Annotated in this window: 18 protein-coding genes; 9 read left to right on the forward strand and 9 right to left on the reverse strand. The window is 60.8% G+C overall.

The genetic code is table 11. From position 1 onward, the window contains the following. Nucleotides 1–111 precede the first annotated feature (111 nt). Entirely contained in the window at nt 112–678 is a 567-nt protein-coding gene (locus tag AC07UI_RS20825; RefSeq protein WP_494994273.1) for a nitroreductase family protein, read from the reverse strand. A gap of 161 nt (nt 679–839) precedes the next feature. On the opposite strand from AC07UI_RS20825, the gene AC07UI_RS20830 reads away from it, so the two are divergent. Continuing rightward, nucleotides 840–2,294: a TrkH family potassium uptake protein gene (locus AC07UI_RS20830; protein ID WP_494994274.1), complete on the forward strand. Its 1,455-nt coding sequence runs from the start codon at nt 840–842 to the stop codon at nt 2,292–2,294. On the opposite strand, the gene AC07UI_RS20835 is transcribed toward AC07UI_RS20830, so the two are convergent. Next, nucleotides 2,251–3,312, reverse strand: coding sequence for an AraC family transcriptional regulator (locus tag AC07UI_RS20835; RefSeq protein WP_494994275.1), 1,062 nt, complete (start codon nt 3,310–3,312; stop codon nt 2,251–2,253). The genes AC07UI_RS20830 and AC07UI_RS20835 overlap by 44 nt on opposite strands. Nucleotides 3,313–3,472: 160 nt before the next feature. On the opposite strand from AC07UI_RS20835, the gene AC07UI_RS20840 reads away from it, so the two are divergent. Together AC07UI_RS20840 and AC07UI_RS20845 are read left to right on the forward strand one after the other, a co-directional pair. Further along, the gene (locus AC07UI_RS20840) at nt 3,473–3,784 is read left to right on the forward strand and encodes an Mpo1-like protein (RefSeq protein WP_494994276.1); all 312 of its coding nucleotides are present in this window, start codon (nt 3,473–3,475) and stop codon (nt 3,782–3,784) included. Between the two features lie 100 nt (nt 3,785–3,884). Next, nucleotides 3,885–4,475 carry an HD domain-containing protein gene (locus AC07UI_RS20845; protein WP_494994277.1) on the forward strand — a complete coding sequence of 197 codons (591 nt, stop codon included), beginning with the start codon at nt 3,885–3,887 and terminating at the stop codon, nt 4,473–4,475. A 53-nt stretch (nt 4,476–4,528) separates the two neighbouring features. Here the strand turns inward: AC07UI_RS20845 and AC07UI_RS20850 are convergent, their stop codons facing one another. Then, nucleotides 4,529–5,350, reverse strand: coding sequence for a UDP-2,3-diacylglucosamine diphosphatase (locus AC07UI_RS20850; RefSeq protein ID WP_494994278.1), 822 nt, complete (start codon nt 5,348–5,350; stop codon nt 4,529–4,531). A gap of 134 nt (nt 5,351–5,484) precedes the next feature. Between AC07UI_RS20850 and AC07UI_RS20855 the strand changes: the two genes are divergently transcribed. Next, nucleotides 5,485–6,243, forward strand: a complete 759-nt coding sequence (locus tag AC07UI_RS20855) for a helix-turn-helix transcriptional regulator (protein WP_494994279.1) — start codon at nt 5,485–5,487, stop codon at nt 6,241–6,243. A 113-nt stretch (nt 6,244–6,356) separates the two neighbouring features. Beyond that, nucleotides 6,357–7,250: a DMT family transporter gene (locus tag AC07UI_RS20860; protein WP_494994280.1), complete on the forward strand. Its 894-nt coding sequence runs from the start codon at nt 6,357–6,359 to the stop codon at nt 7,248–7,250. On the opposite strand, the gene AC07UI_RS20865 is transcribed toward AC07UI_RS20860, so the two are convergent. The 4 genes from AC07UI_RS20865 to recQ all read right to left on the reverse strand — a co-directional run bounded on the left by AC07UI_RS20865 (nt 7,244) and on the right by recQ (nt 11,637). After that, nucleotides 7,244–7,531, reverse strand: a complete 288-nt coding sequence (locus tag AC07UI_RS20865; protein ID WP_494994281.1) for an Rdx family protein — start codon at nt 7,529–7,531, stop codon at nt 7,244–7,246. The genes AC07UI_RS20860 and AC07UI_RS20865 overlap by 7 nt on opposite strands. Before the next feature lie 47 nt (nt 7,532–7,578). Then, the gene (locus AC07UI_RS20870) at nt 7,579–8,838 is read right to left on the reverse strand and encodes a type IV pilus assembly protein FimV (protein WP_494994282.1); all 1,260 of its coding nucleotides are present in this window, start codon (nt 8,836–8,838) and stop codon (nt 7,579–7,581) included. Between the two features lie 118 nt (nt 8,839–8,956). Continuing rightward, nucleotides 8,957–9,391: a MarR family transcriptional regulator gene (locus tag AC07UI_RS20875; RefSeq protein WP_494994283.1), complete on the reverse strand. Its 435-nt coding sequence runs from the start codon at nt 9,389–9,391 to the stop codon at nt 8,957–8,959. Nucleotides 9,392–9,510: 119 nt separating this feature from the next. Then, complete coding sequence (gene recQ, locus AC07UI_RS20880) at nt 9,511–11,637, reverse strand: DNA helicase RecQ (protein ID WP_494994284.1); 2,127 nt, start codon at nt 11,635–11,637, stop codon at nt 9,511–9,513. Nucleotides 11,638–12,083: 446 nt separating this feature from the next. On the opposite strand from recQ, the gene AC07UI_RS20885 reads away from it, so the two are divergent. From AC07UI_RS20885 to lapD, 4 genes are all read left to right on the forward strand, one after another. Next, a complete protein-coding gene (locus AC07UI_RS20885) occupies nt 12,084–12,671 on the forward strand; it encodes a UPF0149 family protein (RefSeq protein ID WP_494994285.1) in 588 nt (195 codons plus the stop codon). Between the two features lie 10 nt (nt 12,672–12,681). Beyond that, on the forward strand, nt 12,682–13,080 hold the full coding sequence (locus AC07UI_RS20890; RefSeq protein ID WP_494994286.1) for a YbaN family protein: 399 nt from the start codon (nt 12,682–12,684) through the stop codon (nt 13,078–13,080). Between the two features lie 190 nt (nt 13,081–13,270). Continuing rightward, nucleotides 13,271–13,447, forward strand: coding sequence for a hypothetical protein (locus AC07UI_RS20895; RefSeq protein ID WP_494994287.1), 177 nt, complete (start codon nt 13,271–13,273; stop codon nt 13,445–13,447). Between the two features lie 22 nt (nt 13,448–13,469). After that, nucleotides 13,470–15,410, forward strand: a complete 1,941-nt coding sequence (gene lapD / locus AC07UI_RS20900) for a cyclic di-GMP receptor LapD (protein WP_494994288.1) — start codon at nt 13,470–13,472, stop codon at nt 15,408–15,410. A gap of 64 nt (nt 15,411–15,474) precedes the next feature. Here lapD and AC07UI_RS20905 read toward each other — a convergent pair whose 3' ends face one another. Further along, nucleotides 15,475–15,603: a hypothetical protein gene (locus AC07UI_RS20905; RefSeq protein ID WP_494994289.1), complete on the reverse strand. Its 129-nt coding sequence runs from the start codon at nt 15,601–15,603 to the stop codon at nt 15,475–15,477. A 79-nt stretch (nt 15,604–15,682) separates the two neighbouring features. Continuing rightward, a complete protein-coding gene (locus AC07UI_RS20910; protein ID WP_494994290.1) occupies nt 15,683–20,830 on the reverse strand; it encodes a beta strand repeat-containing protein in 5,148 nt (1,715 codons plus the stop codon). Nucleotides 20,831–20,855: the final 25 nt, after the last annotated feature.

Raw genomic sequence — 20,855 nt, forward strand, 5'->3', positions numbered from 1 at the left:
GATGATCGTTCCCACGCTCCGCCTGGGAATGCAGCCCGTGACGCTCTGCGTCACAGAATGGACGCAGAGCGTCCAATGAGGCATTCCCACGCGGGAGCGTGGGAACGATCATCAGGTCCTGGTCGACCAGGCGCTGACAAACTCGGTGATGTCTACCTTCGGTGCCGTACGCGGCTCATTCTGCGGTGTACCGAGGTACAGGAAGGCAATCACCTCTTCGCCCTCGGCCAACCCCAGGCCTTTGGCAACATGGGGCGAATAGGACAATTCACCGGTACGCCACACCGCGCCGATACCTTGGGCATAGGCGGCCAGCAAAATACCGTGGGCGGCACAGCCGGCGGCCAGCAATTGCTCGGACTTCGGTACCTTGAAGTGATCCTGCAATCGCGCAATGACCACCACCACCAACGGCGCGCGCATCGGCATGGCGCGGGCCTTGTCCAACGCAGCCTGGGTCACGTCACCACCTTGCAACTGCGCCGCTTCGACCAGCAACTCGCCCAATTGCTCGCGTGCCGCGCCTTCGACCGTCAGAAAGCGCCATGGCCGTAGTTGGCCGTGATCCGGGGCGCGCGACGCAGCGCCAAACAGAACTTCGCGTTGCGCCGCAGTGGGCGCCGGGTCGAGCAAACGCGGCACGGAAACACGGTTGAGCAAAACGTCGAGAGCCTGCATCGGCTACCTCCTGAGAAAAATGTCCGGCCATTCTAGCGGTAACTGCCCAAGGTCTGCAGACGTTTGGTGACGGTCGCAACGGCGGTCCCGGGGATGCCCGTTTACATGCCCTGCCCCGCAGGTAGAATGGCGCCCTTCCCTTATCAGCCCGAGCGGACCTCATGGCGTTGCCGACCTTACGGATTATCGGTTTCATTATCGGCATCTTCCTGATTACCCTGGCCATCAGCATGGTCGTACCGATGGCGACCCTGCTGATTTTCGAACGCACCAGCGATCTTCCATCGTTCCTCTGGGCCAGCATGATCACCTTTATCGCAGGCCTTGCGCTGGTGATTCCCGGGCGTCCAGAGCACATTCACCTGCGCCCGCGGGACATGTACCTGCTCACCGTAACCAGCTGGGTGGTGGTCTGCGTCTTCGCCGCGCTACCGTTCCTGCTGACCCAACACATCAGTTACACCGACTCGTTTTTCGAGAGTATGTCCGGCATCACTGCCACCGGTTCCACCGTGCTCAGCGGCCTGGACACCATGTCTCCCGGCATTCTGATCTGGCGCTCGCTGCTTCACTGGCTCGGCGGGATCGGCTTTATCGGTATGGCGGTGGCGATTCTGCCGTTGCTGCGCATCGGTGGCATGCGGTTGTTCCAGACCGAGTCCTCGGACCGCTCGCAAAAGGTCATGCCGCGCTCGCACATGGTGGCCCGACTGATCGTCGGCGCCTACGTCGGCATCACCATCCTTGGCAGCCTGGCGTTCTGGTTGGCCGGGATGAGCCCGTTCGACGCCATCAACCATGCCATGTCAGCGATTTCCACCGGCGGTTTTTCGACCTCCGACCAATCCCTGGCCAAGTGGACCCAACCGGCGGTGCATTGGGTCGCGGTGGTGATCATGATCCTCGGCAGCCTGCCTTTTACCCTCTACGTTGCGACCTTGCGCGGCAATCGCCGGGCGTTGATCAAGGACCAGCAGGTTCAAGGCTTGCTCGGGATGTTACTCGTGACCTGGCTGGTGCTGGGCACCTGGTACTGGTGGACCACCAACCTGCACTGGCTGGACGCCTTGCGGCATGTGGCGCTGAACGTCACCTCGGTGGTCACCACCACCGGGTTTGCCCTGGGCGACTACAGCCTGTGGGGCAATTTCTCACTGATGCTGTTTTTCTATCTGGGGTTTGTCGGCGGTTGCTCCGGCTCGACCGCCGGCGGGATCAAGATCTTCCGTTTTCAGGTCGCCTACATCCTGCTCAAGGCCAACCTTAATCAGTTGATTCACCCGCGGGCAGTGATCAAACAGAAGTACAACGGTCATCGTCTCGACGAAGAAATCGTCCGCTCGATTCTGATGTTCTCGTTCTTCTTCGCCATCACCATCTGCGTGATCGCCCTGGCCCTGTCGCTGCTGGGCGTGGACTGGATGACCGCCCTGACCGGCGCAGCCAGCACCGTCTCCGGCGTTGGCCCGGGGCTGGGTGAGACCATCGGCCCGGCCGGCAATTTCGCCACGCTGCCGGATGCCGCCAAATGGATTCTTTCGCTCGGCATGCTGCTTGGTCGACTGGAAATCATCACCGTGTTCGTGCTGTGTATTCCGGCGTTTTGGCGTCATTGAGCAACGCCGGTGCCTCCAGCAGCCGCACCCGGTATTCACCGGGCGTGACATCGAACCAGCGACGAAAGGCCCGGAAGAAGTTACTCGGGTCGGCGAAACCCAACAGATAGGCGATTTCCAGCAGGGTCATGGCTGGCTGCGCGAGATACTGCTCAGCCAGCTCGCGACGGGTGTCGTCAAGCAGTGTCTGGAAACTGGTGCCCTCTTCTTGTAAACGCCGTTGCAGAGTGCGCTGAGACAAGTGCAGGGTCTGCGCGACCGCTTCACGCTTGGGCTCGCCCTGGGGCAACAGGCGGCACAACACCTGCCGCGCCTTGTGCGTGACCCGACTTTCAGAGAACCGCGCCAGATACTCACCGGCAAACCGGTCATGCAGCAGCGCCATCGCCTCATTGGCCGTCGGTAGCGGTGCTTCCATGTCCGCCCGCTCGAAAATCAGCGCATCGTACGGCGCGTTAAACACCAACGGCGCGTGGAAGGCTTGTTTGTAGGGTTCGATATTGGCTGGCTGATCGCCTTCGACCAACACCTGGCGCGGCTGCAAGGTGCGCCCGGTCAGCCAGCCACATAATGCCAGCGCACAGGCCAGCGAGGCCTCGGCACTTTGCCGGGTCGGCGGCAGATGATCGCCATGCACGGTCAGAATCAGCGCATAGCCTTCGGGCAGAAGACGAAAGCTCAAGTCAGCGCTTTCGGCGATTATCCGTTGATAACGCACCAACCGCTGAAAGCCTTCGGCCAGGGTCCGACTGGACATCAAGGCATAACCAGCCACGTGAAAGGATGCCGGGCGTACCACCTTGCCCATGTTCAAGCCGATCGCCGGATTGCCGGACAGCTCCACGGCTCGCTGCCAAAGCCGCGTCATGGAGTCCTGAGGGAATCGCGCATCCGGGTCGTCCAGAGCCGCGTAGTCGAGCCCCAGTTGCTTGAACAATACACGGCAATCCAGACCGTCCATCTCCAGCGCTTCGACAATCCCCATCGCCCAGCTTGCAGAAGTCGTTCTTTCGCTCATGGCGTTTACTTGCATGATGAGCCGCATCCCACGGCTGATTTCAGAAGGATACTAAAGTGGCGCCTATTGTCACTGGCTGTTACCACTGATCACTCTAGACTCAAATAAACTCCCCGTAGGACATCTGGCCATCAGCACAATAACCACAGAGATCGCAGTCGTGGGAAACATCAAACGCTTCAACAGCTTTGCCCAGTTCTACCCCTACTATTTAAGTGAGCACCGAAACAGCACTTGCCGCCGGCTGCACTTCATCGGCACCAGCCTGGTCATTCTCATTCTGGCCTTTGCCATTGGCAAAAGTGCCTGGCTGCTGTTGTGGGTGCTTCCCCTGGCCGGTTACAGCTTCGCCTGGGTCGGCCACTTCTTCTTTGAAAAAAACCGCCCTGCGACTTTCCAGCATCCGCTCTACAGCCTGCTCGGCGACTTTGTCATGTACCGCGACATGATCCTTGGCAAAGTGCCATTTTAGGCTCACCGGGTCATTAAGCCGTCCCGTGCAGCCAGTGCAGGATTGGATCCAATGCATACACTGAAAAGACATCCTTTCGAAAACATTAAGAGAATCGTCAATGAATGCCAACGCCCGCTTCACCCATATGCGAGATGGCACGCAGGATGACTGGGCGATCATCGCCGCAGACTTCAGTACCTATGCCAGGCAGCTGCCGACGCGAATCGTTGCGCATCTCAAGTTGCTTGAAGGCGACTTTGGCGGCTTCCCGGTAGATCGTCTGACCCACTCACTGCAAACCGCCAGCCGTGCCTGGCGTGATGGTCGTGACGAAGAATATGTGGTCTGTGCCCTGCTCCACGATATTGGCGACACCCTGGGGTCCTACAATCACCCGGACATCGCTGCGGCGATCCTCAAGCCCTTTGTCAGCGCCGAAAACCTGTGGATGGTGGAGAAACACGGTATTTTCCAGGGTTATTACTTCTTCCATTACCTGGGTATGGATCGACATTTGCGCGAGCAATTCAGCGAACATCCACAATACCGGCGAACCATCGAGTTCTGCGCCAGGTACGACGCTGCAGCCTTCGACCCGACTTACGACACCCTGCCCCTAAGCTTCTTCGAACCGATGCTGGAGCGCTTGTTTGCCCATCCGAAGAACTCGATCTACAAGGCGGCGATGAAACAGCACGCACCGGCGTGACCCCCTGAGCAAGCTTGCGATGACGCCAGGCCAGGCAACATATTCCTTGTGTCCTAACCTGGCTCCACCACCTTCACCAACCCGGCCTTGAGCTGCGCTTCCCGAGCCTGGGCGTCGGCCAACCGATACAGCTCGATCGAGCCATCCCAGTGCTCGATCAACGCGGTGCATGACTCCACCCAATCTCCGCAATTGAGGTATTCCACCTCGCCGACCTTGCGGATTTCAGCGTGGTGAATATGCCCGCAAACCACGCCGTGCAGGCCCCGCTTGGTGCATTCATGGGCGATGGCTTCTTCAAAGTCACTGATAAAACTGACCGCGGTTTTGACCTTGTGCTTGAGGTACGCCGACAACGACCAATAGCCGTAGCCATACCGTGCACGCCAGTGATTAAGCCAGCGGTTGAGGGTCAGGGTGAACTCATAGGCCGAGTCGCCCAGAAACGCCAACCAGCGGTGATAACGGGTAATCACGTCGAACTGATCGCCGTGGATCACCAACAATTGCCGGCCATCTGCGGTGACATGCACGGCCTCGTCCACCAACTGGATATTGCCCAGGATCAGTTTCGAATAACGCCGCAGGAACTCATCATGGTTACCGGTGACGTAGATCACTTCGGTACCGCGTTTACTCATGGTCAGCAACCGGCGAATGACATTGGTGTGTGCCTGGGGCCAGTACATGCCGCTGCGCAGCTTCCAGCCATCGATAATGTCGCCGACCAGGTAGACCCGGTCCGCATGGTAGCTCTTGAGAAACTGCGACAAATGTTCCGCCTGACAATCCCGGGTACCGAGATGTACATCGGAAATCCACAATGTGCGCACGCGTTGCTTACGACTGGGTTTGGCGAGCTCAGCGCTGGTCATGGACAACCTCTCCGGTATTTTTTGCGAGCTTGCGCCAGAGCGATTAATAGCCCATGACACTAATACGGCAGTCCGATGACAGCGAAAGCCCGGGCAGTACCGGTGTAAACTGCCGGTCTGCCAAGGAGACTGCGATGAGACCGATCCTCACGCTACGCCAATACACCCACGACTTGATTGTCCATAGCCATGAACACGCCCAATTGGTGTTCGGCCTGTCGGGCCAGCTCGACTTCGAGGTCGATGGCCACGGCAGCCGGGTGGTTCAGCAGAGCTTCGTGGTGGTCCCCTCGGATGCCCATCACACCTGTGGCAGTGCGAATGGCAGCCGCTGTCTGGTGCTAGACGTGCCAAGCGATCACTGGGTGACGCAATCTCTGGGCGAGCACGCCGATGCCAGCCGCCGCTTGCTCGACACCCCCGCTCGGCTGCCATTGAATGCCGGGCAAAGCCAATTGGTCAGCTGGCTGGCTGGCAGCCCGGTGAATGACCCATTGATTGCTCAGCAAGGTGCCGTTCTGTTACTGGCCAGCCTCAATAACGCCGCGCCGAACAGCGTCGGCGGTCGACGCTTGCCTTATGCCGCGTTGAACGCACATATCGATCAATACGCCGCGTACCCGTTGCAAGTCGCGGACCTGGCCCGCGTTGCCGGCCTCTCCAGCGCGCGCCTGCACGCACGATTTATCGCCGAATGCGGCCAGACGCCCATGGACTACATCCGTAGTCGCCGCCTGCACATCGCCGTGCGGCTGTTGCGCGAGTCCGGATTGCCGATCGGCGAAGTCGCCAACAAAGTCGGCTACAGCTCCCAGAGCGCGTTCGCTGCGGCGGTGATGCGTGAGTTCGGTGCCTCGCCCGGCAAATTGCGCCGCGAGGCTGTCGAACGCTAGGCCTGCGATAAAAGGCGCGAGGATCGCGACAGACAAACGTGAGAGTAGCGAGGTTCAATGTAGGGACAGCATCGCGCTATTGTCCCCGCTCAACACGTTTATCAAGGATTGCAATGACTCCGCGTACCGCCCTTGGCGCCCTGCATATCGGCGCACTGATGTTCGGCCTGACCGGCGTGTTCGGCAAACTCGCCGCCGCCACGCCTGCGATTATCGTCTTTGGCCGTGCCGCATTTGCGGTGATCGCGCTGGCTTTTTTTGCCCGTTTTGCCAGCAACACTCGCTGGCAGAAACTTGAGGCTGCCGACTGGCGTCGTCTTCTGCTCAGCGGCCTGTTGCTGGCGGGGCACTGGGTGAGCTTCTTTATCGCGGTGAAAGTGGCCGGTGTGGCAATTGCGACCCTGGGTTTTGCCAGTTTCCCGGCGTTTACCGTGATCCTTGAAGGGCTGATTTTCCGCGAGCGGATTCGCGCCAATGAAATCCTGCTGGTGGTGCTGGTGAGTGTCGGCCTGGTCCTGGTGACCCCGGACTTCGACCTCGCCAGTGAGGCTACTAGCGGGCTGCTCTGGGCGATGGGTTCGGGGTTGTTGTTCGCCCTGCTATCGCTGACTAACCGCGCCAGTTCGGGGCGAATCCCGGCGGTGCAGGCCGCGCTGTGCCAGAACGTGGTGGTCGCCCTGTGCCTGCTGCCGGTGGCTGCGCCAGGGCTGACCGGGGTTCGCGCCATTGACTGGCTGTGGATCGGTCTGCTCGGGGTGTTCTGCACCGGCGTCGCCCACAGCCTGTTCGTCGCCAGCCTCGCGGTGATCAAAGCGCGCACGGCTGCCGTGGTGTTTGCTCTGGAACCGGTCTATGGCATCACAGTTGCCTGGCTGTTGTTTGGTGAAAACCCGACCCTGCGCATGCTCATAGGCGGCGCCTTGATCATTGTCGCCATCGTGGTTTCCAGCAGCGTCTCAAGCGGCTCAAACAAAAAAACAGTGGTGGCTGAAGCAGCGTCTCACTGAGTTCGCTCGTTATGCCCGAGATCGCGCTCCGGATCGATCTGATCGCGAACCCGCTGCTTGAGTACTTTGGCCTCGGGAAAACCACCGTCAGCCTTGCGCTCCCAGATTTGAACGCCATTGCAGGTGATGTGGAAAATTCCGCCCGTGCCAGGTGCAAGGGAGACTTTACCCAGATCGTCGCTAAAGGTACTGAGCAGTTCCTGGGCCAGCCAGGCGGCGCGCAACAGCCATTGGCATTGCGTGCAGTAGGTGATGATGATTTCCGGTTTACTGGCAGTCATGGTGAGGCGAACTCCTGAACTCGATGGCGTCGTTATAATAACCGCCTTTAACGCTCGTCCCGAGATGTGCAAGTTATTGGCAACAGTTCGATGTCTTGCAGGGGGCTTGGGGCGAAGTCGGGCGACGTATCGGCGGCTGGTTTGTCGAGAGACGGCGGCGCCGCTTCAAACGGGCTGATCAAATCCCGGTCCGCGTCCATCGACAGGTCGTCCAGGTTCAGCCGGAACTCATCCAGTGCCGGGCTGCCCGATGCTTTGGCTTCGGACTCAGCACTGGCAGCAACGTAAAGACTGCCCCCCTCGATGACAACGGACGCTTCAGCGCACGCAGGGTGTGGTGCCACGGTTTTCTGCACCGTAGCCACGGAGTTCGTTTCATGGTCCGCTTTTTCCGGCACGTGAGGGGCCATTTGGCTAGCGAGTGACTCACGGGCCACGGGCTGTATGGGCAACGGCTCAGGGGTTACTTGAGCTTGATGCCGCTGACGGCGAACCCGCAATGCCAGCATTAACAGAGCTGACAGCACCACCAACCCCGTCATCACCCACACGTTCGGTCCGCCGGGCTCTTCGGTCTGCGGAGCAACCAGTGGCAGGCTTGCTGCCGGCGGTACGGCAGGACTGGCAGAGCGCCTTTTGACCTCGGCCAACTGCCCGGAAGTGAATGCAGGCGACTCCTGAGACGGTGCCACGGCGGTTGATTGAGTGTCGTCTGCGGGTTCGGGCGACTTCGGCTGCACCGCTGGCGGTGGCCCGAGCGCAGCCACTTGCCGGGAGAGCGAAGCAGGTGACGGAGATGTCGCGGGTGCCCCTTGCCCGAACGCACTCCAGGGTACGATCCCCGGTGAGCCCGGTGGGTCGATCAGCAGGGTGTATTCACGCAGCAAACGCCCATTGGGCTGATTCGCTTGTACCAGAAAGTTCAGGAAAGGCTCGTTGACCGGGTTGCTCGAAACCACCCGAATCGCGCTGCGGTTGCCGTGCAGGATCAGGCTGAAACTCAAGTCATTGAGGAAGAACTCCCGCTCGATCCCGGCGCGGCTGAACTCTTCGGCCGTCGCCAGGCTCACGGACAATTGGCCTTCAACCAGATCACCCGGCTCCACCAGCGCAATCTCGGCATTGAGCGGTTGGTTCAACGCCGAATGCAGCGTGATATCGCCCAACCCCAGCGCCGGGGCCAATGCCGAGTAACACAAGGCACCGCACGCTGCTAACAGCAAGCGGATGTTGAAAAAGCGGGGCTTTTTTTCAGATGAGTTCAATCTGACTGAACAGCGCAACGCGGACTGCAAACTCTCGAGCATGAGCATCCTTTGGATAACCGAAACCAACCTGCGGGCGTTCATGCGTCCTGCACAAACACGGCTATCTCTTATAGTCCGCCAAGCACTGAATCTCAAAAGTCTGCGGGGTTGTAATACCTCAAGATTTTTCCAGATTGGCCAGAATGCGCCCGTGAACCCGCATGCACACGCGCAATTCTTCTTCGTCGACACCGACGAAAAGCTCGTGGCGCAACGCGGTGGCGATGGTTTCAATTTGCTCGATCAATGGCCGGGCCGAAGCACAAAGGACAATCTTTTTCGCCCGGCGGTCTTCAGCAACCGATTGTCGCTGCACCAGCCCCTGAGTTTCCAGACTGTCGAGCAACCGCGCCAGGGTTGGACCCTCGACGCCCACGCTTTGGGCCAACTCACGTTGAGTCGGCGCCTCGTCAAAACGGGCGAGATGCAGCAGCACCAGCCAACGGGCCTGGGACAAGCCAAGCCCGGCCAGACGGCGATCCAGTTCGGCACGCCAGCCTCGAGACATCTGCGCCAACTGCATGCCAAAACGGTGTTGATCGGTTAACGGCATAAAAAACTCATGATTAGACTGAAATAGGGCGAAACTAATTATTAGTCAGCTAAGCATGCCCCCTGCCCCGAGGCAAGACATGCTATGTACTGAATCGTTACATCTATAAACCAGACCACTCAAATCTCGAATTCCGACTGTAAGGCCGCACGCACGCAGTACAGAACGCCTTCGGGAACGCGCCCGGCAAACAGCTCGATCACCTCTGCGGCAGGCGGTAGCTCGCCCTCGCCGTCAAGGAACGCGTCCTGTATTTCACCCAGCAAGTCCTCCGGCAGATCCAGCGCCTGCTCAAGCGATAGCTGCTGCTTGCCAATGGCCTCGGCGAGCAAGGTGTAGACGTTCTTTTCCGAGCACTGCAATTGACCGGCGATCTGCATCGGCGTCATGCCGGCGCGGGCCAGGGTGATCAGCTCGTGACGGATATCGGCGACCACTTTCGGCGCCTCGGCCTGACCGCCCAACACTTCAAGGAACGCCTCGCCGTAACGTTCCAGTTTGCGCGCACCGACGCCGCTGACCCTGGCCATTTCCGACAAGGAGCCTGGCTGGCTGCGGAGCATTTCCAGCAACGTTGAATCGGGAAAAATGACGTACGGTGGCACGCCATGTTCTTCGGCCAGTTTGCGCCGCAGGGCCCGCAACGCTTCCCACTGCTCGCGCTCTTCGCCACGCACCAGTTGGCTGGCCTGGCTGGTACTGCTTTTCGCGGTCGTCTGCGGTTTGAGATCGCGGCGCAACTCCAGTGTGACTTCGCCCTTGAGCAATGGCCGGCAACTGTCGCTCAGGCGAAGGCCGCCGTAGCCTTCCAGATCGATGTCCGCCAGACCTCGAGCCACCAGCTGTCGGAACAGAGAGCGCCATTCGCCCTCGGTCCGCGCCTTGCCTACACCAAACACCGAAAGATGTTGATGACCGAAGCTGCGTACCTTGTCGTTGTCTTTGCCCAGCAGCACGTCCACCAGATGCCCGACACCATAACGCTGGCCGGTGCGGTAGATCGCCGAGAGCGCCTGACGCGCCGGCTCGGTGGCGTCCCAGGTCTGGACACCGTCAACGCAGTTATCGCAGTGACCGCACGGTTGCGGCATGTCTTCGTCGAAATACGCCAGCAGGGTCTGGCGCCGGCAACGGGTTTCTTCACAGAGTGCCAGCATGGCGTCGAGCTTGTGCTGTTCCAGACGCTTGTGGCGCTCATCGCCTTCGGAGTTTTGCAGCATCTGCTTGAGCATCAGCACGTCTTGCAGGCCGTAGGCCATCCAGGCGTCTGCGGGTAAACCGTCGCGACCGGCGCGACCGGTTTCCTGGTAATAGGCCTCCAGGGACTTGGGCAAGTCGAGGTGCGCAACAAAACGCACGTTCGGCTTGTCGATGCCCATACCGAAGGCGATGGTGGCAACCATGATCAGGCCTTCCTCATTGAGGAAGCGCTTCTGGTTGAAGGCACGCGTCTCGTTGGGTAACCCGGCGTGATACCCCAGGGCCGGAAAGCCTTGCTCGCACAGGAACGCAGCGACTTCGTCGACTTTTTTGCGCGACAGGCAGTAGACAATGCCCGCATCGCTACGGCGCTCGGACAGGAACGCCAACAACTGCTTGCGCGGCTGCTCCTTGGGCACGATGCGGTAGAAAATGTTCGGTCGGTCGAAACTCGATAAAAAACGTTCGGCGTCCTGCAGATACAGGCGATTGACGATTTCTTCGCGAGTACGCTTGTCGGCGGTAGCGGTCAGGGCGATGCGCGGCACATTGGGGAACAATTCCGCCAACTGCCCCAGTTGCAGGTATTCCGGACGGAAGTCATGGCCCCATTGAGAGACGCAGTGCGCTTCGTCGATGGCGAACAGGGCGATGTCCAGGTTCTGCAGGAACGCCAGCATCCGCGGCTGTACCAGGCGCTCGGGCGCGAGATAGAGCATCTTCACTTCGCCACGTTTGATTCGCGCCGCCAGATCGCGCTGCTGCTCGGCGCTCAGGGTCGAGTTCAAGGCGGCTGCGGCAACGCCCAGCTCTTCCAGGGTCGCGACCTGATCGTCCATCAGTGCGATCAACGGCGACACCACCACCGCCAGACCTTCACGCAGCAGCGCCGGGACCTGAAAACACAACGACTTGCCACCGCCGGTAGGCATCAGCACCAGAGCATCGCCGCCACTGGCCACGCGCTCAATGATCGCACCCTGACGGCCACGAAAACTGTCGTAGCCGAAGATGTCCTTGAGGACGCGCTGAGCCTGTTCGAGCATGAAAAACTCCAAATATCGCCGAATATCCCTGCGCGCAGGCTGGATGAAAACGTCACGGTCTTCACGGACAAATCCGTAAGCGGACTTTTCCTGATCCGTCGCAACACCTGCAGGGCATTACAAAACGCGGCAGTATACCCGAGCGGTCCAGGGCAAAGGGCGCCAGTGACGAATAGCCGCCCGATCAGGCTCGCCCCCTTCCTCGTAGCAACTGGCGAAGCCTGCGTTCGGCGGCGAAGCCGTCGCAAAATCGGGCTGTGGGGTGCTTCAGGCGGACCAAGTCGCCAGGGTTTACGACCACTACACGGTCGAACGCAGGCTTCGCCAGCTGCTACGGACCGCGTTAAGGCGTGTTTTGAATGCAGGCAATCGGCCCTGCGACTGGCCTGAGCGCTCAAGAAGGCCTAGAATTCAGCATCGTATATTTCCCCCAAGGTAGCCCTTCAATGTCCTTCGCTGAGCAACTAACCCGCCTGCAAGCCTTCCTCGACGCCGACGAGCTGCATGACGAGGCGCTGGACTATGTGGCCGCCCACGGTTACATGACTGCGCTATCGATCTGCTCCGAGATCGTTCCCGACCGTGAGTGGATCGACGCTCTGTTCGCCGAAGAGCCGCATTACCGCGACGCCGCCCAGCGTGAAGAGATCGAAGCTACCCTGCTGCTGCTCAAGGCGCACATCGCCCGTCAGCTGGCCTCCGATGAAGAATTCGAGCTGCCGTGTGACCTCGATCTCGGCGACGATCCGGACGACTCCGACCTGCGCGGTTGGTGCATCGGCTTCATGGAAGGCGTGTTCCTGCGCGAAGCGGCCTGGTTCGAAACCGCCGAGGACGAAGTCAGTGAAATGCTCCTGCCGATCATGGTCGGCTCCGGCCTGTTCGACGAACAGCCTGAGTTCTCCGATATCGCCAGCGATGCCAACCTGATGGACGACATGATCGTACAGATCCCTGAAGCCCTGACCGCGTTGTACCTGCTGTGCAACGCACCAGACGAAAAACCGGCCATTCTCAAGCCTCGTCACCACTGAGTTCCTGCCTATGGCGGCCAACTCCATAGGCAATCGCCCCCTGATACTGCGTTACGTTCTGCTGGCCATCGGCTGGCTGAGCGTCGCGTTGGGGGTGATCGGGATTTTCCTGCCCGTGTTGCCCACCACCCCCTTTCTGCTGCTGGCGGCCGCCTGTTTCGCCCGCAGTTCGCCGCGCTTCTATCAATGGCTGGTTGAGCATCCACGGCTTGGCCCATGGATCCGCGACTACCTCGACGGCAACGGCATCCCGCTCAAGGGCAAGGTTTACGCCATCGGCCTGATGTGGGCGAGCATTGGCCTGTCCTGCGTGCTCGTCCCCCTGCCTTGGGCCCGTGGCTTCATGCTGACCAGCGCGGTATTGGTGACGGTTTATATCCTTCGGCAGAAAACCCTGAACAGATCTTGATACTCGAGCGTTTCCGGCTGCGCTCTTTTTTCGCCACATACCATTCTCACATCGACCGACAATCTGCCTGATCTTTCATAAAACACCGCCTAGACTTCAGAAATCTGCACTTGAGCAGCCAGACATGTCCCGTCGTCCGCGTAGTCCAGGATGGTCAACGCTCCGACTTCGGCTCGGCGGATGGCCGGTTGTGTCGGTTTTTTTGCTGACCGGCCGAGGCAATGTCCGGACAAACCGGGATTTTGCGCTGTTCCTGCAAACCGCTGAGCAACACTATGGCCCCTTGGCCCGTCCAGCCTCACAACGCGAAGACCCGCTTTCGGTGTACACCTTCAATGCCGAAGGTTTTGTCGTGGGTGAAGGCTAACGCCGCCAACAAGGAGCGCTTCATGTCGCTACTCAAACAGTTGTTTCTCGCCATCTGCCTGTTCCTGCTGGTGGCGTTGAGCGGCAGTTTTTTTGTCAGCCTGGAGACCTCGCGTGAGCAAATGCTCAGCCAGTTACGCTCCCACGCCCAGGATGCCGCCACGGCGCTGGGGCTATCGTTGACCACGCAAGTCGACGATCCGGCAATGATTGAACTGATGGTCAGTTCAATCTTCGATAGCGGTTACTTCTCCAGCATCCGGGTGGTGACCATCGAGAATGAAAAAGTGCTGGTGGAGCGCAGTACACCGACCGTTGCCGAGGACATACCCGACTGGTTCGTGCATCTGGCGGACTTGCATCCTCAAGGAGGCGACGCGCTGATCATGCGCGGCTGGGAGCAGGCCGCACGGGTCGAAGTACAGAGCAATCCACAGTTCGCCCTGGCCAGGCTCTGGGACAGTACCCTCGGCAGCCTGGTCTGGTTGCTGCTGTGCGGGTTGCTCAGCACAGTGTTCGGCGGCTGGCTGCTGCGCCGGCAATTGCGTCCGCTCGACAGCATGGTCAAGCAGGCCGAAGCCATCAGTAAACGCGAGTTCCTCAGTTTGCCGAAACTCCCCCGCACGTCGGAGCTCAAGCGCGTGGTGCTGGCCATGAATCAGATGGTTGAAAAACTCAAAGGCCTGTTTGCCGAAGAAGCCGCACGCAGTGAAAAATTATGGGCCGAGTCCTTTCAGGACAGCCTCACCGGGCTGGCCAACCGGCGCCTGCTGGATGAACAACTCGCCGAACAGCTACTGGTCACCGAACAGAGCAGCGATGGTCACCTGTTGATGTTGCGAGTCAACGATTTGACCGGCCTGAACCAACGTCTGGGTGGCCAACGCACCGACGCCTTGATCAGACTGATCGGTGACTTGCTCAAACGCATGATCCGACAAGCAGATCGCCGCCACTGGCTGGCGGCGCGCAACCGTGGCGGCGAATTCAGCCTGTTAGCCCCCGGTCTGGACAGCAAAGACGCCGCACGCCTGGCCGCCGAGATCAGTGCGACCCTGGAAAACCTGCGCCTCACCGGCTCCAGCGACTGCATGCCAGTTGCACACCTGGGTATCGTCGCTTATCAACCGGGCGACTCCGTAAGCACGGTGTTGCTGCATCTCGATCAGGCGCTGGCCCAAGCCCGGCAACATCCGGAACGGCCCTGGGTGCATCTGGCAAGTTTCGATGGCGCGCCCGGGCAGACTCAGCACGATTGGCGTAACTGGATCGACGATGCCCTCAGCTACGACAAAATGCAGCTGTACTTCCAACCGGTGGTGCAGTGTGCCGATACCAGCCAGGTGCTGCATCACAAGGTACTGGCCCGCTTGCTCGACCCGCAGGGCGAAGCAATTGCCGCCGGGCATTTCCTGCCATGGATCGAGCGTTTGGGCTGGTCGGCGCGTTTCGACCTGGCAATGCTCGAACACACCCTGGACTACCTCGCCGAACACCCTTGGCCGCTGGCGTTAAGTCTTTCCGGGAGCACCCTGCTTGATGCACCACACCTGCAACAAATCCTGGCCCTGCTCGAAGGCCTGCCCGATCTCGCGCCGCTGCTGACTCTGGAAATCGACGAGCGCCAACTGCCACCACCGGACAAACTGCAGCAACTGTGCGAAAGCATTCAGGACACCGGCTACCGGATCGGCCTGCAGCACTTTGGCGGCAACTTCAGCCAGATCGGCAACCTCAGTTACCTCGGTCTGGCCTACCTGAAAATCGACGGCAGCTACATCCGCGCCATCGACCAGCAGAGCGACAAACGCCTGTTCATCGAAGCCGTTTTCCGCGCGACCAACAGCATCGACCTGCCGCTGATTGCCGAGATGGTCGAGACCCAAGGGGAGCTTGAAGTCATCAGAGAGTTGGGGGTGTTTGGGGTGATGGGAAGATTGATCGGACCGCCAGAGCCGATGTAGGTGATGTTTTGGGCGTGCTGTGTGCTATGCGCCGGCTGCGCAGTTCAGGTCAGGCCCTGTCATATCAAGTTTTGCCGTCGTGGCGTTGTTCGAAAGTGTCGCGTGCTAACCGTTCGACGCGAGCGTTGCGGGCGCCGATGGGTAGGCGGGCTTCTTCAAAACCCAACAGACGCGCCAGCGCCGGGCGGCGCATCTGGTGTTCGAGCGCTGCGTGAATCGGCAGGCCCAGCCCCGCTTCACAGTTTGCCGCCGGTCAGCTCCAGCCCAGCGTGTCAGGCCGTCAGCGTATGGTCGGCATCCCCGAACCAGATACGCACGAGATCGGCGCCAGTCGTGCCAGCGTTGGCGAGGACCGCCACATCGGTGAAATGCGCACCATTGGCTGCGCCATCGGTATCCACCTTCACGGTGATGTCGCTGCCGGATTTCACCAGTTGGACGAAGTCGGACGCCTGGCTGCTGCCGCTAACGAAGTTGGCTTTGAGCAGCGCGGAGAGGTCGAGCGCGTCACCTTCGGCGAAGTTATAGTCAAGGATGGTGTCGCCGCCGTCATTCGGGCTGAGGTAGGCGAACACATCGGCTCCCGCGCCACCGCTGAGAGTGTCCGCCCCGCCACGACCCGCGAGGATGTCGTTGCCGTCGCCGCCATTGAGCACGTCCGCGAGCATGCTGCCCACCTGTGTGCCGCTGGATGCGCCGTGGTAATCGACCAGGGTACCGGCCTCGCCGCCGGCGGTGACCTGGAAGTCGGCCACCGAGTAGTGCCCCAGCAGGTTCACCTCGGCCCGGTGTACGCCGTCGTCCACCGTCAGCAGGCCGCCGGAGCCAAGGGCGTTGGCGCTGTAGCTGAGCTGGGTGTTGGCGCCGAAGGCGAGATCGCCGAACATCAGCGAGTCATTGCTTTCGAGTCCGAGAATGCCAACCAGCGAGTCGGCATCCGCGGCGTGCTCCACGATCAGCGTGCCCGCACCTTCGCCGTGGAAGGCGACGGACGCGTGGGCAGTGCCGGCGAAGGTCAGGCTGGCATCGCCGTCGATGGTGGCGCTGCCGTTGCCGGTCACGTCGGCCAGCAGGCGCAGGTCGCCACCATTGGCCCACAAGTGGCCGGAGTTATCGATTGCGCTGGCCACCGTCATGCCACCCGCGCCCGTGGATTCCAGCACGCCGCTGTTGACTATGGTGTGGGTACCAGTGTCGAGCACCAGGCTGTTCAGCCCGTCGGCCTGGATCAGACCCGCATTGACCAGCACCATCTGCCCGGCACCCAACTGGCCGGCGCCGGAAATGTGGTTATCGGAATTGGTCAGCACGGTGTCGGCGCTGCCACCGAAAATCACGTTGTGCGCGCTGTCGGATAGCAGCACTTGGCCGCCACCGGTCAAGGTCGCGCCACGGAAGAGGATTTCCAGGTTGGTTTCGCTGCCGGTGGAGCCGAGCTCGATGGTGCCGCTGTTATGGATGCTGCCACCGAACGGCATGATCGCCCCGTTGGCGATGCTGATGGTGCCGGTATTGGTGGTGAGCGGGTCCACATCGAACTGGAAATTCGCTTCACTCAAGCCCGCCGCATCGACACCTTTCAGGGTGATCGTCTGGCCGGAGCCTATGCTGACCAGCGCATTACCGTGTGCGTCGTTAGCGATACTCAAGTCAGCAAAGCCGGTGACGCCCGCGAAGCCGATCAAGTCGATCTTGTCTGCCGCCGCATCGAAGCTGTGGATGACGTTATTGTCGATCGGATGGGCGAAGATGAAGGTGTCGGCACCGGACGAGCCGGTCAGGTTGTCGTCGGTAGACAAGGCGAAGATCGGCGAGCCGGGGGCGTAGGCTTCGACGTTGTCGGAAACGATATAACTGCTTGTGCTGCCGTCCGCATTGGTCCATCCGTAGGTTACTGTGAGCTCCATCGCACCGGCATAGGTGGATGGCGTCATGACCGTCAGTGCGGAAGGGTCGCTGGTCTGTATCGTCCAACTGCCGTCACCGTTGTTGGTTCCGGCACTCAGCACCCAGTTTATCGGAACCCCGCTCACCGTGTAGGTAATGACGTCGGAGGTGTCGGGCGTGGGATCGGTCAGTGCCAGATTGATAGCCTCGCCGGCTACGCCAGCCGGAGCTGTCACATGGGTTGTGACGGTGTGCAAGAGGCTATTTGCCGCTCCATCGTTGATCACCACGTTCACGATTCGGTCGGTAGTGCTGTGGCTTCCGGTCTTGGTGTCGGTGTACTGAACGCCTTTGAGGATAGTCTGGTAGGTGGCCTGGCTAGCCGAGCCAGTGATCGTCAGTGTATAGATCCCATTGTTTGCACCACTGGCAACACCGGTCACCGTCAAACCCGTAGCAGCGGTCGATGCCGGCGCGTTCAGGGAGAGTATTTCCCTGACGTTCGCATTGGTGCTGTCCACAGCGTTCGTCAACGTAACAGTCATTGACGACAGGTTCGGCGAGTCGACATCGGTGACCGTCGCCGACGGCGTAATCAACAACTGCGAGATGCCTGTTGGATAGTTCGCCGTTGCGTCATTGCCCGCGCCGCCACCATTCAAGTCCACTATCGGCGCGTCATTGACTGCCGCCACCGTGACGGTCGTCGTTGTGATGTTGCTCGCGTGGTTAGCCGCAGAGCCGTCATCCACTTGGAAGCTAATCGTGCGCGGTGCCGTCGACGGGTTGTCGCTGCTGTCGGAGTAGGTCACCGAGCGTAGCGCGGCTTGATAGTTCGCCACCGACGACGTCCCGCTTAGTGTCAGCACGCCGGTGCTTGCGCTGTAGCTGCCGCTGATGCCGTTCTGGTTGGTGAACCCGAGTACGTCCTCGCCCGAGGCAAAGTTGCTGGTGATCGATACCGTAGCGCCCGTTAGGTTGCTACTGTCGACATCGGTGACCGTCAGCACCGAGTTGATCGCCGTCGCTGCCTGGTTCTCTGTGTATGACAGAGAACCACCTGCCGTCATTACCGGCGCATCGTTGGTGCCGGTGATCGTCACGTCCACCGTGGAACTCGAGAGCGCCCCGTACTGATCCTGCATCTGATAGCTGAGGGTCACGTGCTCGACCACGCCTTGTGCCAGGTGGTCGAAATCGCTCCCCGGGTTGAACTGCAGCTGGTTGCCGACCACGCTGGCCGTGCCCTTGTTCGCCGGCGCACTGACCGAGTTCAGCGTGAACAGGTGGCCGTCGTCGATGTCGGTGTCGTTGGCCAGCACGTTGAGGGTCAGGGTCTGGTTCTCCGTGCCGGCGGCCGTATCGACCACCGCTACCGGCGCATCGTTGGTGCCGGTGATGGTCACGTCCACGCTACTGGTCGAGAGCGCCCCGTACTGGTCCTGCATCTGGTAGTTGAGCGTCACGTGTTCGACCACGCCTTGCGCCAGGTGGTCGAAGTCGCTCCCCGGGTTGAACACCAGCTGGTTGCCGACCACGCTGGCCGTGCCCTTGTTTGCCGGCGCACTGACCGAGTTCAGCGTGAACAGGTGGCCGTCATCGATGTCGGTGTCATTGGCCAGCACGTTGAGGGTCAGGGTCTGGTTCTCTGTACCGGCAGCCGTATCGGCCACCGCCACTGGCGCATCGTTGGTGCCGGTGATGGTCACGTCCACCGAGGAACTCGAGAGCGCCCCGTACTGATCCTGCATCTGGTAGCTGAGGGTCACGTGCTCGACCACGCCTTGCGCCAGGTGGTCGAAATCGCTCCCCGGGTTGAACACCAGCTGGTTGCCGACCACGCTGGCCGTGCCCTTGTTTGCTGGCGCACTGACCGAGTTCAGCGTGAACAGGTGGCCGTCATCGATGTCGGTGTCATTGGCCAGCACGTTGACGGTCAGGGTCTGATTTTCTGTACCGGCGGCCACATCGGCCACCGCCACCGGTGCGTCATTGGTGCCGGTGATCGTCACGTCCACCGTGGAACTCGAGAGTGCCCCGTACTGATCCTGCATCTGGTAGCTGAGGGTCACGTGTTCGACCACGCCCTGCGCCAGGTGGTCGAAATCGCTCCCTGGGTTGAACACCAGTTGGTTGCCGACCACGCTGGCCGTGCCCTTGTTCGCCGGCGCACTCGCCGCGTTCAGCGTGAACAGGTGGCCGTCGTCGACGTCGGTGTCATTGGCCAGCACGTTGAGGGTCAGGGTCTGGTTCTCTGTACCGGCGGCCACATCGGCCACCGCTACCGGCGCATCGTTGGTGCCGGTGATGGTCACGTCCACCGTGGAGCTCGAGAGTGCCCCGTACTGGTCCTGCATCTGGTAGCTGAGCGTGACGTGCTCGACCACGCCCTGCGCCAGGTGGTCGAAATCGCTCCCCGGGTTGAACACCAGCTGGTTGCCGACCACGCTGGCCGTGCCCTTGTTTGCCGGCGCACTCGCCGAGTTCAGCGTGAACAGATGGCCGTCGTCGATGTCGGTGTCGTTGGCCAGCACGTTGACGGTCAGGGTCTGGTTCTCTGTACCGGCGGCCACATCGGCCACCGCCACCGGCGCATCGTTGGTGCCGGTGATCGTCACGTCTACGCTACTGGTCGAGAGCGCCCCGTACTGGTCTTGCATCTGGTAGCTGAGGGTCACGTGCTCGACCACGCCTTGCGCCAGGTGGTCGAAATCGCTCCCCGGGTTGAACACCAGCTGGTTGCCGACCACGCTGGCCGTGCCTTTGTTTGCCGGCGCACTCGCCGAGTTCAGCGTGAACAGGTGGCCGTCGTCGACGTCGGTGTCATTGGCCAGCACGTTGATCGTCAGGGTCTGATTCTCTGTACCGGCGGCCACATCGGCCACCGCCACCGGCGCATCGTTGGTGCCGGTGATCGTGACGTCCACCGTGGAACTCGAGAGCGCCCCGTACTGATCCTGCATCTGGTAGCTGAGCGTGACGTGCTCGACCACGCCCTGCGCCAGGTGGTCGAAATCGCTCCCCGGGTTGAACACCAGCTGGTTGCCGACCACGCTGGCCATGCCCTTATTCGCCGGCGCACTCGCCGAGTTCAGCGTGAACAGGTGGCCGTCATCGATGTCGGTGTCATTGGCCAGCACGTCGATCGTCAGGGTCTGGTTCTCTGTACCGGCAGCCGTATCGGCCACCGCTACCGGCGCATCGTTGGTGCCGGTGATCGTCACGTCCACCGTGGAACTCGAGAGCGCCCCGTACTGATCCTGCATCTGATAGTTGAGCGTCACGTGTTCGACCACGCCTTGTGCCAGGTGGTCGAAATCGGCCCCCGGGTTGAACTGCAGCTGGTTGCCCGCGACGCTGGCCGTGCCCTGGCCGATCGGCGCGCTGGCGCTGACCAAGGTAAACAGGTGGCCGTCATCGACGTCGGTGTCGTTGGCCAACACGTCGATCGTCAGGGTCTGGTTTTCCGTGCCGGCGGCCGCATCGGCCACCGCCACCGGCGCATCGTTGGTGCCGGTGATGGTCACGTCCACCGTGGAACTCGAGAGCGCCCCGTAC

Source organism: Pseudomonas sp. GW821-FHT04C07, from assembly GCF_059420325.1.

What these genes read in the sequence shown, in the direction of transcription:
- AC07UI_RS20845 (WP_494994277.1), top strand. Translation starts at nt 3,885, where the DNA reads ATGAATGCCAACGCCCGCTTCACCCATATGCGAGATGGCACGCAGGAT.
- lapD (WP_494994288.1), top strand. Translation starts at nt 13,470, where the DNA reads ATGTCGCTACTCAAACAGTTGTTTCTCGCCATCTGCCTGTTCCTGCTG.
- AC07UI_RS20890 (WP_494994286.1), top strand. Translation starts at nt 12,682, where the DNA reads ATGGCGGCCAACTCCATAGGCAATCGCCCCCTGATACTGCGTTACGTT.
- AC07UI_RS20870 (WP_494994282.1), bottom strand. Translation starts at nt 8,838, where the DNA reads ATGCTCGAGAGTTTGCAGTCCGCGTTGCGCTGTTCAGTCAGATTGAAC.
- recQ (WP_494994284.1), bottom strand. Translation starts at nt 11,637, where the DNA reads ATGCTCGAACAGGCTCAGCGCGTCCTCAAGGACATCTTCGGCTACGAC.
- AC07UI_RS20830 (WP_494994274.1), top strand. Translation starts at nt 840, where the DNA reads ATGGCGTTGCCGACCTTACGGATTATCGGTTTCATTATCGGCATCTTC.
- AC07UI_RS20905 (WP_494994289.1), bottom strand. Translation starts at nt 15,603, where the DNA reads ATGCGCCGCCCGGCGCTGGCGCGTCTGTTGGGTTTTGAAGAAGCCCGC.
- AC07UI_RS20855 (WP_494994279.1), top strand. Translation starts at nt 5,485, where the DNA reads ATGAGACCGATCCTCACGCTACGCCAATACACCCACGACTTGATTGTC.
- AC07UI_RS20835 (WP_494994275.1), bottom strand. Translation starts at nt 3,312, where the DNA reads ATGAGCGAAAGAACGACTTCTGCAAGCTGGGCGATGGGGATTGTCGAA.
- AC07UI_RS20885 (WP_494994285.1), top strand. Translation starts at nt 12,084, where the DNA reads ATGTCCTTCGCTGAGCAACTAACCCGCCTGCAAGCCTTCCTCGACGCC.
- AC07UI_RS20865 (WP_494994281.1), bottom strand. Translation starts at nt 7,531, where the DNA reads ATGACTGCCAGTAAACCGGAAATCATCATCACCTACTGCACGCAATGC.
- AC07UI_RS20825 (WP_494994273.1), bottom strand. Translation starts at nt 678, where the DNA reads ATGCAGGCTCTCGACGTTTTGCTCAACCGTGTTTCCGTGCCGCGTTTG.
- AC07UI_RS20850 (WP_494994278.1), bottom strand. Translation starts at nt 5,350, where the DNA reads ATGACCAGCGCTGAGCTCGCCAAACCCAGTCGTAAGCAACGCGTGCGC.
- AC07UI_RS20860 (WP_494994280.1), top strand. Translation starts at nt 6,357, where the DNA reads ATGACTCCGCGTACCGCCCTTGGCGCCCTGCATATCGGCGCACTGATG.
- AC07UI_RS20875 (WP_494994283.1), bottom strand. Translation starts at nt 9,391, where the DNA reads ATGCCGTTAACCGATCAACACCGTTTTGGCATGCAGTTGGCGCAGATG.